We start from the raw sequence: 14,151 nt of genomic DNA, 5'->3' as shown, positions 1-14,151 counted from the left end.
TGCTTGGGGCCGCATTTTCCGAGGGAAATGGGTTTGAGAAGGGTAGATTTTTTGGATAGAAAAAGGGGTAGAAATTTCTTTCTACCCCTTCTCTAAGTCCTTGATTTACAAGGAAAATGATGGTGCCCCGAGGGAGACTCGAACTCCCACTCCTTTCGAAAACGGATTTTGAATCCGCCGCGTCTACCAATTCCGCCATCAGGGCAGTGGCGCGCAGTATAGAGAGCTGCCGCTGGTCGGTCAATCGGCTTTCATGGTCAATTTTCACACATTGGGCTAAACTTCCCGGCCCTGCCGAACCGAACATCATCATGCGTGTCGCCGATTTCTCCTTCGAACTCCCTGATTCCCTGATCGCCCGCCACCCGTTGGCCGAGCGCCATGGCAGCCGTCTGCTGGTGCTCGATGGGCCGACCGGCGCGCTGTCGCACCGGCAATTCCCCGACTTGCTCGACTACCTGCGCCCCGGCGACCTGATGGTGTTCAACAACACCCGGGTGATTCCGGCGCGGTTGTTTGGCCAGAAAGCCTCCGGCGGCAAGCTGGAAGTGCTGGTGGAGCGTGTGCTCGACAGCCACCGGGTGCTGGCCCATGTGCGTGCCAGCAAGGCGCCGAAAGAAGGCGCGGTCATCCTCATCGATGGCGGTGGCGAGGCCGAAATGGTCGCGCGCCACGACACGCTGTTCGAGCTGCGGTTCACCGAAGAGGTGCTGCCACTGCTCGACCGCGTCGGCCACATGCCGCTGCCGCCTTACATCGACCGCCCGGACGAGGGCGCCGACCGTGAGCGTTACCAGACCGTGTACGCCCAGCGTGCCGGTGCGGTTGCAGCGCCCACAGCGGGCCTGCACTTCGACGAGGCGCTGCTGGAAAAGATCGCCGCCAAGGGCGTGGAGCGGGCCTTCGTGACCCTGCACGTGGGGGCGGGCACCTTCCAGCCGGTGCGGGTCGACAAGATCGAAGACCACCACATGCATAAAGAGTGGCTCGAAGTGAGCCAGGATGTGGTCGATGCCATCGAAGCCTGCCGCGCACGCGGCGGCCGGGTGATCGCGGTTGGCACCACCAGTGTGCGTTCGCTGGAAAGCGCGGCACGTGATGGCGTGCTCAAGGCCTTCAGCGGCGACACCGACATCTTTATTTACCCAGGCCGGCCGTTCCATGTGGTCGACGCCCTGGTCACCAACTTCCACCTGCCGGAGTCCACGCTGCTGATGCTGGTCTCGGCCTTCGCCGGCTACCCCGAGACCATGGCCGCCTACGCGGCGGCGGTCGAGAACGGGTACCGCTTCTTCAGTTACGGTGATGCCATGTTCATCACCCGCAATCCGGCGCCACGCGGCCCCGAGGATCAAGCATGAGTCGCACCTGTCGAATGTCCTTCGAACTGCTGGCCACCGACGGCAAGGCCCGTCGTGGTCGCATCACCTTCCCTCGTGGCACCGTGGAAACCCCGGCGTTCATGCCGGTGGGCACCTACGGCACGGTCAAGGGCATGCTGCCACGCGATATCGAGGCCATTGGCGCCGAGATGATCCTGGGCAACACCTTCCACCTGTGGCTGCGCCCAGGCACCGAGGTGATCAAGAAGCACAACGGCCTGCACGACTTCATGCAGTGGAAAGGCCCGATCCTCACTGACTCGGGTGGCTTCCAGGTGTTCAGCCTGGGTGCCATGCGCAAGATCAAGGAAGAGGGCGTGACCTTTGCCTCGCCAGTCGATGGCTCGAAAGTGTTCATGGGCCCGGAAGAGTCGATGCAGGTGCAGCGTGACCTGGGCTCGGACGTGGTGATGATCTTCGACGAGTGCACCCCGTACCCGGCCGAGCATGACGTGGCGCGCACCTCCATGGAGCTGTCGCTGCGCTGGGCCCAGCGCTCGAAGAACGCCCACGCCGACAACACCGCAGCACTGTTCGGTATCGTCCAGGGCGGGATGTACCAGGACCTGCGCATGCGCTCGCTGGAAGGCCTGGAAAACATCGGCTTCGACGGCCTGGCCATCGGCGGCCTGTCGGTGGGCGAACCCAAGCACGAAATGATCAAGGTGCTGGATTACCTGCCGGGCCAGATGCCTGCTGACAAACCTCGTTACCTTATGGGGGTAGGCAAACCGGAAGATCTCGTTGAGGGTGTGCGCCGCGGCGTCGACATGTTCGACTGCGTGATGCCGACGCGTAATGCGCGCAACGGCCATCTGTTCGTCGATACAGGGGTGATCAAGATCCGCAACGCGTTCCATCGCCACGATGAATCGCCGCTGGATCCGACCTGTGACTGCTACACCTGCACCAACTTCTCCCGCGCCTATCTGCATCACCTGGACAAGTGCGGCGAAATGCTGAGCAGCATGCTGAATACCATCCACAACTTGCGCCATTACCAGCGCTTGATGGCCGGTTTACGCGAGGCTATTCAACAGGGTAAATTGGCCGCCTTTGTCGACGCCTTCTACGCCAAGCGCGGGCTGCCTGTGCCGCCTTTGGACTGACTATTCGCACACATTATTAGAAAATTTACATTAGGAGTGCCCAATGAGCTTCTTGATCCCCGCCGCCTACGCGGACGCAGCAGCACCCGCCGCCGGCCCAGCCGGTACTGGCTTCGAGTGGATTTTCCTGGTCGGTTTCCTGGTCATCTTCTACCTGATGATCTGGCGCCCGCAGGCCAAACGCGCCAAAGAGCAGAAGAACCTGCTGAGCAACTTGCAGAAAGGTGACGAAGTTGTCACCAACGGCGGCATCGCCGGCAAGATTATCAAGGTTTCCGATGACTTCGTGGTACTGGAAGTGTCCGACAACGTCGAACTGAAGTTCCAGAAGGGTGCCATTGCGGCCACCCTGCCAAAAGGTACGCTCAAGGCTATCTGAGTTACCGTTTTTTCTTTCCAGTCGGGGCGCGCAACGCGCCCCGCGTCTTGAACGGGCGGCGTGATGCTGAACAAATACCCTCTGTGGAAATATGCACTGATCGTGCTGGTACTGGTGGTCGGTTTCATTTATTCCGCTCCCAACCTCTACCCGGATGACCCTGCGGTGCAGATCAGCGGTGCCAGCTCGGCGCTGCAGGTGAACCAGGCCGACCTCGATCGCGTCAGCAAGGCGCTGGTCGATGCCAAGATCGCCGTCAAGGGCGCAAGCCTGGGCGAGAAGGGCAGCGGGCTGATCCGCCTGACCAACCAGGAAGACCAACTGCCAGCCAAGGATGTCGTGCGCAAGGCGCTGGGCGATGATTACGTCGTGGCCCTGAACCTGGCCCAGACTACCCCGCAATGGTTGCGCAATCTGGGTGCAAGCCCGATGAAGCTGGGCCTGGACCTGTCCGGTGGTGTGCACTTCCTGCTGGAAGTGGACATGGACAAGGCCATGACGGCCCGCATGAAAGTCTACGAAGGCGAGGTCAAGACCTTGCTGCGCAAAGAGCGCGTCCGCTACCGCAGCCTGCCTCAGCAGGATGGCGGCATCATGCTGGGCTTCGCTGACGATGCTACCCGCGAACAGGCGCGTGCCCTGATCCGCAAGAATTTCAATGACTTCGACCTGACCACCACCGAGCGCAACGAGCTTGCGGTGCTGCGTCTGGCGCTGACCCAGGCAAAAGTTGCCGAAATCCGCGAATACTCGATCAAGCAGAACCTCACCACCGTGCGCAACCGCGTGAACGAGCTGGGCGTGGCTGAGCCGCTGGTACAGCGCCAGGGCGCCAACCGTATCGTGGTCGAGCTGCCAGGTGTGCAGGACACTGCCGAAGCCAAGCGTATTCTCGGTAAAACGGCCAACCTGGAGTTCCGCTTCGGTGCCGAGCCAGGCGCGTCCAAGGCCACTACCGAGGTGTTCGAGTTCCGCGAAGGCGGCCGCTCCGCCCCTGTAGAGCGTGGCCTGATCATCACCGGTGACCAGGTAACCGACGCCCAGGCCAGCTTTGACGAGCACGGCCGCCCACAGGTGAACATCCGCCTGGATGGCCACGGTGGCGAGCTGATGAGCCGCGCTACCCGCAGCAACGTGGGTCGCAGCATGGCGGTGATCTTCATCGAGCAGAAGCCTGTCACCCGCTACGTCAAGCAGACCGTCGACGGCGTCGAGAAGGACGTTGCCGTACAAAGCTTCGTGGAAGAGAAGAAAATCATCAGCCTGGCGACCATCCAGTCGCCGCTGGGTAGCCAGTTCCGCATCACTGGCCTGAACGGCCAGGGCGAATCGTCCGAACTGGCCCTGCTGCTGCGTGCCGGTGGTCTGGCTGCGCCAATGTACTTCGCTGAAGAACGTACCATTGGCCCAAGCCTGGGTGCCGACAACATCACCAAGGGTATCGATGCATCGCTGTGGGGCATGCTGTTCGTCTCGCTGTTCATCATCGCCATCTACCGCGGCTTCGGCGTGATCGCCACCATTGCCCTGGCGGGCAACATGGTGCTGCTGCTGGCACTGATGTCGCTGCTGGGCGCCACCCTGACCCTGCCGGGTATTGCCGGTATCGTGTTGACCATGGGTATGGCGGTAGACGCCAACGTACTGATCTTCTCGCGTATCCGCGAAGAGCTGAACGCCGGCATGTCGGTACAGCGCGCCATCCACGAAGGCTTCAACCGCGCCTACACCGCGATCATCGACGCCAACCTGACCAGCCTGCTGGTCGGCGGCATCCTGTTCGCCATGGGTACCGGCCCGGTCAAAGGCTTTGCGGTCACCATGTCCCTCGGGATTTTCACCTCGATGTTCACCGCCGTCATGGTGACCCGTGCAATGGTCAACCTGACCTGCGGCGGGCGTGACATCAAGAAGCTGTGGGTTTGAGGGAGCTGCGATGAAAACCATCAACTTCATGGGCGTGCGCAATGTCGCGTTCGCCATTACCGTGCTCCTCACCGTGCTGGCGCTGTTCAGCTGGTGGCAGAAAGGCCTGAACTTTGGCCTGGACTTCACCGGCGGTACGCTGATCGAGCTGACCTACGAGCGCCCGGCCGACCTCAAGGCGGTGCGCGCCGAGCTGGTCGATTCCGGGTTCCACGAGGCTGTGGTGCAGAGCTTCGGCGCCACCACCGACCTGCTGGTGCGTATGCCGGGCGATGACCCGCAACTGGGTAACAAGGTAGCTGCTGCCCTGCAAAAGGCGGGCGGTGACAACCCGGCCACCCTCAAGCGTGTCGAGTTCGTCGGCCCGCAGGTAGGTGAAGAGCTGCGCGACCAGGGCGGCATGGGCATGCTCCTGGCCTTGGGCGGCATCCTCATCTACCTGGCCTTCCGCTTCCAGTGGAAGTTCGCCGTGGGCGCGATCGTTTCGCTGATCCACGACGTGGTGGTCACCCTGGGTATCCTGTCGTTCTTCCAGATCACCTTCGACCTGACGGTGCTGGCAGCGGTGCTGGCGATCATCGGTTACTCGCTGAACGACACCATCGTGGTATTCGACCGGGTGCGTGAGAACTTCCGCGTCATGCGCAAGGCATCGTTGATCGAAAACATCAACGTTTCCACCACCCAGACCCTGCTGCGTACCATCGCCACCTCGGTCTCGACCTTGCTGGCCATTGCCGCGCTGCTGTTCTTCGGTGGCGATAACCTGTTCGGCTTCTCGCTGGCCCTGTTCATCGGCGTCATGGCTGGTACCTACTCGTCGATCTACATCGCCAACGTGGTACTGATCTGGCTGAACCTGAACAGCGAAGACCTGATCCCGCCGGCCAAGGCGGAAGGTGTGGACGAGCGCCCATAAAGGCTTGTCTCACGCCGTTTGGCTGCCCGAAAGGCGCGAGTATTGAACTCGCGCCTTTTTTTTTGCTCCAAGGCTGGGAGAAGGCGGGCTAACCCCCGCAGGTATGATCAGGAGGTTCATGTGAACAAATCAATGCTGGTGGGTGCGGTACTGGGTGCTGTCGGTGTAACTGCCGGAGGTGCTGTGGCGACCTACAGCTTGGTCAACAAGGGGCCTGAGTATGCGCAGGTCACCGACGTGCAACCGATCAAACAACAGGTAAAAACTCCGCGCGAGGTCTGCAAGGACGTCGCCGTGACGCGTCAGGCACCGGTCAAGGACCAGCACCAGATTGCCGGTACTGTGGTGGGTGCAATCGCCGGTGGTTTGCTGGGTAACCAGATTGGCGGCGGCACCGGCAAGAAGATCGCCACCGTGGCCGGTGCGGTCGGTGGCGGTTATGCCGGTAACAAGGTGCAGGAAGGCATGCAGGAGCGTGACACCTACACCACCACGCAAACTCGCTGCAACACGGTGAATGACATCAGTGAGAAGGTGGTGGGCTACAACGTGACCTACACTCTTGGCGATCAGGTCGGCAAGGTGAAGATGGACCGTGAGCCGGGGGCGACCATTCCAGTGGACAAGAATGGCAAGCTGATCCTGAGCGAGGCAGGGCAGTGATCTTGTTGCCTGTGCCGGCGATGAGGTCGGTGCAGGCAATGCAAAGCTGTCAGGCAAAAAAAAGCACCCCGAGGGGTGCTTTTTGCTTTCCGGCGATCTGCGCTTAGCGCTTCATGCTCTCTGGCAGGTGCGGCTGGATGGCCGTCAGTACGGCCTTGAAGCACTTGATGTTGCCTGCAACGATGTGGCCCTTGTCGAGGAAGTCGTGGCCACCGTTGAAGTCGCTCACCAGGCCACCGGCTTCCTGGATCAGCAGCACGCCAGCTGCCATGTCCCACTCGGACAGGCCCGACTCCCAGAAGGCGTCGAAACGGCCAGCGGCCACGTAGGCCAGGTCCAGGCTGGCGGAACCGGCGCGGCGGATGCCGGCGGTCTGGCCAGTCAGGGCGCGGAACATGCCCAGGTAGTTGTCCATGTCAGCCATCTGGTTGTCACGGAACGGGAAGCCGGTACCCAACAGGGCACCTTCCAGGCTGGTGCGCGAGCTGACGCGCAGGCGACGGCCATTGAGTTGGGCACCACGGCCACGGCTGGCGGTGAATTCTTCCTGGCGAACCGGGTCGACGATCACGGCGTGCTCAAGGCGGCCACGGTATTTGCAGGCGATGCTGACGGCGAAGTGCGGGATGCCACGCAGGAAGTTGGTGGTGCCGTCCAGCGGGTCGATGATCCACAGGTAATCCTTGCCTTCTTCGCCGCTACCCGCGTGCAGGCCGGTTTCCTCGCCCTGGATGGAGTGGTTCGGGTACGCCTTGCGCAGGGCGTTGACGATGCTCTGCTCGGCGGCGCGATCAACCTCGGAAACGTAGTCCTTAGCCTCTTTCTCGTCCACCTTGATGCTATCCAGGCGTTCGATGGAGCGGAAAATCAGTTCACTGGCGCTGCGAGCGGCGCGCAGGGCGATATTCAGCATAGGCTGCATGGGCGGGTCACCTGGAGATGTTAAAGAAGAAAGCCGATCATTCTAGCAGAAAACTTTGGCGGCAGAAGTGTCACATTTGCTTTCATGGCGTTACGTCTGTCGGTTCTGTAAGATCGAAGCCCCTGATTCCTGCATCTGTGAGCACAACACCTTGCTGCAAAATATTCGTGTTGTTCTGGTCAATACCAGCCACCCCGGCAACATCGGCGGCGCTGCGCGTGCCATGAAAAACATGGGCTTGTCGCGTCTGGTGCTGGTGCAGCCGAAAGAATTCCCCGCCGTGGATGCCAGTGCCCGTGCCTCGGGCGCCGACGATGTGCTGGATAACGCCCAGGTGGTCGACAGCCTTGAGCAGGCGCTGGTCGGCTGCAACCTGGTCATGGGCACCAGCGCCCGCGAGCGCAGCATTCCCTGGCCGTTGATCGGCCCGCGCGAGTGCGGTGCCAAGGCGGTGGAGCATGCCAATGGTGGCGAAGAAATCGCCCTGGTGTTCGGGCGCGAACACGCTGGCCTGACCAACGAAGAACTGCAGCGATGTCACTTCCACGTGCACATTCCCTCCAACCCCGACTTCAGTTCGCTGAACCTCGCCGCTGCCGTGCAGGTGCTCGCCTATGAGGTGCGCATGGCGTGGCTAGCTGGCGGTGCAGCGCCGGAAAAAGTCGAGAAGGTTGACGCCAGCGAGCTGGCGACCATGGACGAAATGGAGCTGTTCTACGACCACCTGGAAAAAACCCTGGTGGGCATCGGCTTCCTCGACCCGGAAAAACCCAAGCACCTGATGCCGCGCTTGCGCCGGCTTTATGGGCGGGTGGCGGTCGAGCGTTCGGAAATGAGCATTTTGCGCGGCATCCTTACCGAGACCCAGAAAGTGGTCCGGGGCGAGCCGCATAAACGGAAGGACTGACAGATGTTCGAACGCCTGCGTGAAGATATTCAAAGCGTATTCCACCGTGACCCGGCTGCGCGCAATGCCTTCGAGGTGCTCACCTGCTACCCCGGCATGCATGCCATCTGGCTGCACCGTCTGGGCAATGCCTTGTGGAAGCGTGATTTCAAGTGGCTGGCCCGGCTGGTGTCCAACTTCGGCCGCTGGCTGACCGGTATCGAGATCCACCCGGGCGCCACCATTGGCCGGCGCTTCTTCATTGACCATGGCATGGGTATCGTTATTGGCGAAACCGCCGAGATCGGCGACGACGTCACCCTTTATCAGGGCGTGACCCTGGGCGGCACCAGCTGGAACAAAGGCAAGCGCCACCCCACTCTGGAAAACGGCGTGGTGGTAGGGGCGGGGGCCAAAGTGCTGGGCCCGTTCACGGTCGGCGCGGGGGCCAAGATTGGTTCCAATGCAGTGGTGACCAAGGCGGTGCCAGCGGGCGCCACGGCGGTGGGCATCCCTGGGCGGATCATCGTCAAGAGCGAAGACAACGAAGTCGAGGCCAAGCGCAAGGCCATGGCCGAGAAGATCGGCTTCGATGCCTACGGCGTCAGTGGCGACATGCCCGACCCGGTGGCGCGTGCCATCGGCCAGATGCTCGACCACTTGCAAGCGGTGGACGAGCGGCTGGAGGGTATGTGTGGCGCCCTGACCAAGATGGGGAGCGACTACTGCGCCAAGGAGCTGCCAGCCCTGCCGGAAGATGATTTTGCCGAGGAGGCCAAGGTGGCCCAGCGCGACACTCAGTCGCATTGATTGCGCCGCACTGAAATCATAGTGACATACGGGGCGTGTGCTCACGCCCCTCGTCTGCTACACTCGCGCCCGCCTCCCCGATGCAAACCCGACTAAAGCAGTAGGTCTTATAGTTGACTTAAATGCTCGGGAATCGCATACTCGCACACATCCCGAAACTCCCGTGGTACCCAATAGCCATGCGACTGACTACCAAAGGCCGATACGCCGTGACCGCCATGCTCGACCTGGCGTTGCACGCGCAGCATGGGCCGGTGTCTTTGGCCGATATTTCCGAGCGCCAGGGCATTTCCCTCTCTTATCTGGAACAGCTGTTCGCCAAGTTGCGCCGCAGCAGCCTGGTTTCCAGCGTGCGCGGTCCAGGCGGTGGCTACCAGCTGTCGCGGGGCATGGCAACCATCCAGGTGGCCCAGGTCATCGATGCGGTCAACGAATCGGTCGATGCTACCCGTTGCCAGGGCCTCGGGGACTGCCATGCCGGTGATACCTGCCTGACCCACCACCTGTGGTGTGACCTCAGCCAGCAGATCCATGAATTCCTCAGCGGCATCAGCCTGGCCGACCTCGTCATGCGCCGTGAGGTGCAGGAAGTCGCCCAGCGCCAGGACTTGCGACGTGTCGCAGGCCGAACCGCCCAGCTGGACAAGATTGAGACGTCCGCCGTCGATTGATCCCCCTGGGACGATGAGCGACGCCACCGCCTGATAGGAGAGACAAATGAAGTTGCCGATCTACCTCGATTACTCCGCGACCACTCCGGTCGACCCACGCGTGGCCCAGAAGATGGCCGACTGCCTGCTGGTCGACGGGAACTTCGGTAACCCGGCTTCGCGCTCCCACGTCTTCGGCTGGAAGGCCGAGGAAGCGGTCGAGAACGGTCGTCGCCAGGTTGCCGAGCTGATCAACGCCGATCCGCGCGAAATCGTCTGGACCAGCGGTGCCACCGAGTCCGACAACCTCGCGCTGAAAGGCGTCGCGCACTTCTATCAGACCAAGGGCAAGCACATCATCACCTCCAAGATCGAGCACAAGGCGGTCCTGGATACTGCTCGCCAGCTGGAGCGTGAAGGTTTCGAAGTCACCTACCTTGAGCCAGGCGAAGACGGCATCGTCACCCCGGCCATGGTAGAAGCGGTGCTGCGCGACGACACCATCCTGGTCTCGCTGATGCACGTGAACAACGAAGTCGGCTCGATCAACGACATCGCCGCCATCGGTGAACTGACCCGCTCGCGCGGCGTCCTGTTCCACGTCGATGCCGCCCAGTCGGCCGGCAAGGTCGAAATCGACCTGCAAAAAATGAAAGTCGACCTGATGTCGTTCTCGGCGCACAAGGTCTACGGCCCTAAAGGTATCGGCGCGCTGTACGTCAGCCGTAAGCCGCGTGTACGCCTGGAAGCCATCATTCACGGCGGTGGCCATGAGCGCGGCATGCGTTCGGGCACTCTGCCAACTCACCAGATTGTCGGCATGGGCGAAGCCTTCGCCATCGCCAAGCAGGAAATGGTCGCAGAGAACGCGCGCATCAAGGCCCTGAGCGACCGCTTCTTCAAGCAGGTTTCGGACCTTGAAGAGCTGTACGTCAACGGCAGCCAGACTGCCCGCGTACCGCACAACCTGAACCTGAGCTTCAACTACGTCGAAGGCGAATCGCTGCTGATGTCGCTGAAGGACATCGCCGTTTCGTCCGGATCGGCCTGCACCTCCGCGTCGCTCGAACCTTCGTACGTACTGCGTGCCCTGGGCCGCAACGACGAGCTGGCGCACAGCTCGATCCGCTTCTCCTTTGGCCGTTTCACCACCGAAGAAGAAGTCGACTACGCCGCGCAGAAAGTCTGCGAGGCCGTCAACAAACTGCGTGAGCTGTCGCCGCTGTGGGACATGTACAAAGACGGCGTTGACATCTCCAAGATCGAGTGGGCCGCCCACTAAGCAGTCGCCGGCAAGAGCGGCTCCCTGATGAGGAAGGAATTGCACCATGGCATACAGTGAAAAGGTCATCGACCACTACGAAAACCCACGCAACGTCGGCAAGATGAATGCCGAAGACCCAGACGTTGGCACCGGCATGGTCGGCGCCCCGGCGTGCGGTGACGTAATGCGTCTGCAAATCAAGGTCAACGAGCAGGGCGTTATCGAAGACGCCAAGTTCAAGACCTACGGCTGCGGTTCGGCCATTGCTTCCAGCTCCCTCGCCACCGAGTGGATGAAGGGCAAGACCCTGGACGAAGCCGAGACCATCAAGAACACCCAGCTGGCCGAAGAACTGGCGTTGCCGCCGGTCAAGATCCACTGCTCGGTACTCGCCGAAGATGCCATCAAGGCAGCGGTACGCGATTACAAGCAGAAGAAAGGCTTGATCTAAGCCGCCTGTTGCGAGGTAAGGAGTCCTGATGGCTATCAGCATGACAGAAGCCGCCGCCAACCACATTCGCCGCTCCCTCGACGGGCGCGGCAAGGGTGAGGGCATTCGCCTGGGCGTGCGCACCACCGGTTGCTCGGGCCTGGCCTACGTGCTGGAGTTCGTTGACGAACTGGCGGACGAAGACCAGGTGTTCGAGAACCACGGCGTGAAGGTGATCATCGATCCCAAGAGCCTGGTCTACCTCGACGGCACCGAGCTGGATTTCGTCAAGGAAGGGTTGAACGAAGGCTTCAAGTTCAACAACCCCAACGTGCGCGGTGAGTGTGGCTGCGGCGAAAGCTTCAACGTTTGAGGCTGGCTGTGGGAACTCCTTGTCATTTCGCATTGTTTGACCTCCAGCCAAGCTTCCGCCTGGACCTCGACAAGCTGGCCACTCGCTACCGCGAGTTGGCCCGCGAAGTCCATCCCGACCGCTTTGCCGACGCCTCCGAGCGTGAGCAGCGTGTAGCGCTGGAGAAGTCCGCAGCCCTCAACGACGCTTACCAGACACTGCGCAGTGCGCCGCGTCGCGCCCGCTATCTGCTGGCCATCAGTGGTCATGAAGTGCCCCAGGAAGTCACGGTCCACGACCCGGACTTCCTGTTGCAGCAGATGCAGTGGCGCGAAGAGCTCGAAGAGTTGCAGGACGAAGCCGACCTTGACGGCGTGGGTGTGTTCAAGCGGCGCCTGAAGGCTGCCCAGGACACCCTGAACGAGGACTTTGCCGCCTGCTGGGATGCCCCAGGCGAGCGCGAAAAGGCCGAGCGCCTGATGCGTCGCATGCAATTCCTCGACAAGCTCGCCCAAGAAGTGCGCCAACTGGAAGAGCGCCTCGACGATTAACCCGGTGTCGCCCGTGATGGCACCTAAGGTATTCAGATAAGCATGGCCCTACTGCAGATTGCCGAACCCGGTCAAAGCCCTCAGCCGCACCAGCGCCGCCTGGCGGTGGGGATCGACCTGGGTACCACCAACTCTCTGGTCGCCGCATTGCGCAGCGGCCGTAGCGAGCCCCTGCCTGATGCGCAGGGTAACGTCATTCTGCCGTCCGCGGTGCGCTACCTCGAAGGGCGCAGCGAAGTGGGGCAGGCCGCACGTGATGCCGCTTCCAGCGACCCGCTGAACACCGTGCTGTCGGTCAAGCGCCTGATGGGGCGCGGCCTGGCCGACGTCAAGCAGCTGGGCGAGCAGTTGCCCTACCGCTTTGTGGGTGGCGAGTCGCATATGCCGTTCATCGACACGGTGCAGGGCCCGAAAAGCCCGGTGGAAGTGTCCGCTGACATCCTCAAGGTGCTGCGCGAGCGCGCCGAAGCGACCCTGGGTGGCGAGCTGGTAGGCGCGGTGATCACCGTGCCGGCCTATTTTGACGACGCCCAGCGCCAGGCCACCAAGGACGCTGCGCGCCTGGCTGGCTTGAACGTGCTGCGCCTGCTCAATGAGCCGACGGCGGCTGCCGTGGCCTATGGCCTGGACCAGAATGCCGAAGGTGTGGTGGCCATCTATGACCTGGGTGGCGGTACCTTCGATATTTCCATTCTGCGCCTGACCGCTGGTGTGTTCGAGGTGCTGGCCACCGGTGGCGATACCGCCCTGGGTGGCGACGATTTCGACCACGCCATTGCCGGCTGGATCATCGAGCAGGCTGGCCTGTCGTCCGACCTGGACCCGGCGACCCAGCGTGCGTTGCTGCAAACAGCATGCGCCGCCAAGGAAGCCCTGACCGACGCCGACGTGGTCGGCGTCAGCCATGGCGCCTGGCAGGGTGAGCTGAGCCGTGCCGCGTTCGAAGCCATGATCGAACCGATGGTTGCCCGCAGCCTCAAGGCGTGCCGCCGCGCCGTGCGCGACAGTGGCGTGGAGCTGGAAGAAGTCAGTGCCGTGGTCATGGTGGGTGGCTCGACCCGCGTACCGCGAGTGCGCGAAGCCGTGGGCGGGCTGTTCGGCCGTACCCCGCTGACCTCGATCGATCCTGACCAGGTGGTGGCCATCGGTGCCGCCATTCAGGCCGACACCCTGGCCGGCAACCGCCGTGAAGGTGGTGAACTGCTGCTGCTCGATGTCATTCCGCTGTCGCTTGGTCTTGAGACCATGGGCGGTCTGATGGAGAAGGTGATCCCGCGCAATACCACCATTCCGGTGGCGCGTGCCCAGGAGTTCACCACTTATAAAGATGGCCAGACGGCCATGATGATCCACGTCCTGCAGGGTGAGCGCGAGCTGATCAGCGACTGCCGCTCGCTGGCCCGTTTCGAGCTGCGCGGCATTCCGGCCATGGTTGCCGGTGCGGCGAAAATCCGCGTCACCTTCCAGGTGGATGCCGATGGCCTGCTCAGCGTCGCCGCCCGCGAACTGGGTTCGGGCGTGGAAGCCAGCATCCAGATCAAACCGTCCTACGGCCTGACCGATGGTGAAATCGCCCGCATGCTGAAGGACTCCTTCGAACACGCAGGTTCCGACAAGCACGCCCGCCAGCTGCGCGAGCACCAGGTGGACGGCGAGCGCCTGCTTGAAGCGGTACAGGGCGCCCTGGACGCCGACGGTGAGCGCCTGCTCAGCCGTGAAGAGCGCGAAGCCATCGAATTCCAGATGCAAGAACTACGTGATTTGCTGGCCGGCACCGATGGCGCAGCCATCGAGCAACAGACCAAGCGTCTGTCGCAGGTGACCGACGCATTTGCCGCCCGTCGCCTTGATTCGACGGTCAAAGCCGCACTGGCCGGGCGCAACCTGAATGAGATCGAGGAGTAACCG

15 protein-coding genes and 1 tRNA gene are annotated in these 14,151 nt (G+C 62.1%); 14 read left to right on the top strand and 2 right to left on the bottom strand.

Translation table 11 applies throughout. The features are described from left to right. Positions 1–120: 120 nt before the first annotated feature. Positions 121–205 (bottom strand) — tRNA-Leu (locus tag D8767_RS24650). A 106-nt stretch (positions 206–311) separates the two neighbouring features. Between D8767_RS24650 and queA the strand changes: the two genes are divergently transcribed. From queA to D8767_RS24620, 6 genes are all read left to right on the top strand, one after another. Then, on the top strand, positions 312–1,361 hold the full coding sequence (gene queA / locus D8767_RS24645; RefSeq protein WP_016713217.1) for a tRNA preQ1(34) S-adenosylmethionine ribosyltransferase-isomerase QueA: 1,050 nt from the start codon (positions 312–314) through the stop codon (positions 1,359–1,361). Positions 1,362–1,375: 14 nt separating this feature from the next. After that, complete coding sequence (gene tgt, locus D8767_RS24640) at positions 1,376–2,491, top strand: tRNA guanosine(34) transglycosylase Tgt (protein ID WP_014589748.1); 1,116 nt, start codon at positions 1,376–1,378, stop codon at positions 2,489–2,491. A gap of 43 nt (positions 2,492–2,534) precedes the next feature. Then, complete coding sequence (gene yajC / locus D8767_RS24635) at positions 2,535–2,870, top strand: preprotein translocase subunit YajC (RefSeq protein ID WP_016713216.1); 336 nt, start codon at positions 2,535–2,537, stop codon at positions 2,868–2,870. A 63-nt stretch (positions 2,871–2,933) separates the two neighbouring features. Then, entirely contained in the window at positions 2,934–4,796 is a 1,863-nt protein-coding gene (gene secD, locus D8767_RS24630; RefSeq protein ID WP_016713215.1) for a protein translocase subunit SecD, read from the top strand. Positions 4,797–4,806: 10 nt separating this feature from the next. Beyond that, positions 4,807–5,715: a protein translocase subunit SecF gene (gene secF, locus D8767_RS24625; RefSeq protein ID WP_016713214.1), complete on the top strand. Its 909-nt coding sequence runs from the start codon at positions 4,807–4,809 to the stop codon at positions 5,713–5,715. A 120-nt stretch (positions 5,716–5,835) separates the two neighbouring features. Further along, positions 5,836–6,378 (top strand): glycine zipper 2TM domain-containing protein, encoded by a 543-nt coding sequence (locus D8767_RS24620; protein WP_029380268.1) that lies wholly within the window; start codon positions 5,836–5,838, stop codon positions 6,376–6,378. 103 nt (positions 6,379–6,481) lie between these two features. Here the strand turns inward: D8767_RS24620 and suhB are convergent, their stop codons facing one another. Further along, a complete protein-coding gene (suhB, locus tag D8767_RS24615; protein ID WP_016713212.1) occupies positions 6,482–7,300 on the bottom strand; it encodes an inositol-phosphate phosphatase in 819 nt (272 codons plus the stop codon). Between the two features lie 151 nt (positions 7,301–7,451). Between suhB and trmJ the strand changes: the two genes are divergently transcribed. From trmJ to hscA, 8 genes are all read left to right on the top strand, one after another. Then, positions 7,452–8,207 carry a tRNA (cytosine(32)/uridine(32)-2'-O)-methyltransferase TrmJ gene (gene trmJ / locus D8767_RS24610; protein WP_016713211.1) on the top strand — a complete coding sequence of 252 codons (756 nt, stop codon included), beginning with the start codon at positions 7,452–7,454 and terminating at the stop codon, positions 8,205–8,207. Between the two features lie 3 nt (positions 8,208–8,210). Next, complete coding sequence (gene cysE / locus D8767_RS24605; protein ID WP_016713210.1) at positions 8,211–8,996, top strand: serine O-acetyltransferase; 786 nt, start codon at positions 8,211–8,213, stop codon at positions 8,994–8,996. 179 nt (positions 8,997–9,175) lie between these two features. Further along, positions 9,176–9,667 (top strand): Fe-S cluster assembly transcriptional regulator IscR, encoded by a 492-nt coding sequence (iscR, locus tag D8767_RS24600; RefSeq protein WP_025753812.1) that lies wholly within the window; start codon positions 9,176–9,178, stop codon positions 9,665–9,667. Between the two features lie 46 nt (positions 9,668–9,713). Continuing rightward, entirely contained in the window at positions 9,714–10,928 is a 1,215-nt protein-coding gene (locus D8767_RS24595; RefSeq protein WP_016713208.1) for an IscS subfamily cysteine desulfurase, read from the top strand. A gap of 46 nt (positions 10,929–10,974) precedes the next feature. Further along, positions 10,975–11,361 (top strand): Fe-S cluster assembly scaffold IscU, encoded by a 387-nt coding sequence (gene iscU / locus D8767_RS24590; RefSeq protein ID WP_003248539.1) that lies wholly within the window; start codon positions 10,975–10,977, stop codon positions 11,359–11,361. Between the two features lie 28 nt (positions 11,362–11,389). Continuing rightward, positions 11,390–11,713: an iron-sulfur cluster assembly protein IscA gene (gene iscA, locus D8767_RS24585; protein WP_003248536.1), complete on the top strand. Its 324-nt coding sequence runs from the start codon at positions 11,390–11,392 to the stop codon at positions 11,711–11,713. 8 nt (positions 11,714–11,721) lie between these two features. Then, the gene (gene hscB / locus D8767_RS24580) at positions 11,722–12,243 is read left to right on the top strand and encodes a co-chaperone HscB (RefSeq protein WP_016713207.1); all 522 of its coding nucleotides are present in this window, start codon (positions 11,722–11,724) and stop codon (positions 12,241–12,243) included. Positions 12,244–12,285: 42 nt separating this feature from the next. Continuing rightward, the gene (gene hscA / locus D8767_RS24575) at positions 12,286–14,148 is read left to right on the top strand and encodes a Fe-S protein assembly chaperone HscA (protein ID WP_016713206.1); all 1,863 of its coding nucleotides are present in this window, start codon (positions 12,286–12,288) and stop codon (positions 14,146–14,148) included. Positions 14,149–14,151: the final 3 nt, after the last annotated feature.

Origin of the sequence: Pseudomonas sp. LTGT-11-2Z (genome assembly GCF_003691445.1) — a bacterium.
Lineage (GTDB): Bacteria > Pseudomonadota > Gammaproteobacteria > Pseudomonadales > Pseudomonadaceae > Aquipseudomonas > Aquipseudomonas monteilii.
This window is presented reverse-complemented; position numbering and strand designations above follow the sequence as displayed.

Coding starts and splice junctions, on each gene's coding strand:
- D8767_RS24595 (WP_016713208.1), top strand. CDS start 9,714: ATGAAGTTGCCGATCTACCTCGATTACTCCGCGACCACTCCGGTCGAC.
- yajC (WP_016713216.1), top strand. CDS start 2,535: ATGAGCTTCTTGATCCCCGCCGCCTACGCGGACGCAGCAGCACCCGCC.
- iscA (WP_003248536.1), top strand. CDS start 11,390: ATGGCTATCAGCATGACAGAAGCCGCCGCCAACCACATTCGCCGCTCC.
- queA (WP_016713217.1), top strand. CDS start 312: ATGCGTGTCGCCGATTTCTCCTTCGAACTCCCTGATTCCCTGATCGCC.
- suhB (WP_016713212.1), bottom strand. CDS start 7,300: ATGCAGCCTATGCTGAATATCGCCCTGCGCGCCGCTCGCAGCGCCAGT.
- secD (WP_016713215.1), top strand. CDS start 2,934: ATGCTGAACAAATACCCTCTGTGGAAATATGCACTGATCGTGCTGGTA.
- hscA (WP_016713206.1), top strand. CDS start 12,286: ATGGCCCTACTGCAGATTGCCGAACCCGGTCAAAGCCCTCAGCCGCAC.
- iscR (WP_025753812.1), top strand. CDS start 9,176: ATGCGACTGACTACCAAAGGCCGATACGCCGTGACCGCCATGCTCGAC.
- tgt (WP_014589748.1), top strand. CDS start 1,376: ATGTCCTTCGAACTGCTGGCCACCGACGGCAAGGCCCGTCGTGGTCGC.
- cysE (WP_016713210.1), top strand. CDS start 8,211: ATGTTCGAACGCCTGCGTGAAGATATTCAAAGCGTATTCCACCGTGAC.
- secF (WP_016713214.1), top strand. CDS start 4,807: ATGAAAACCATCAACTTCATGGGCGTGCGCAATGTCGCGTTCGCCATT.
- iscU (WP_003248539.1), top strand. CDS start 10,975: ATGGCATACAGTGAAAAGGTCATCGACCACTACGAAAACCCACGCAAC.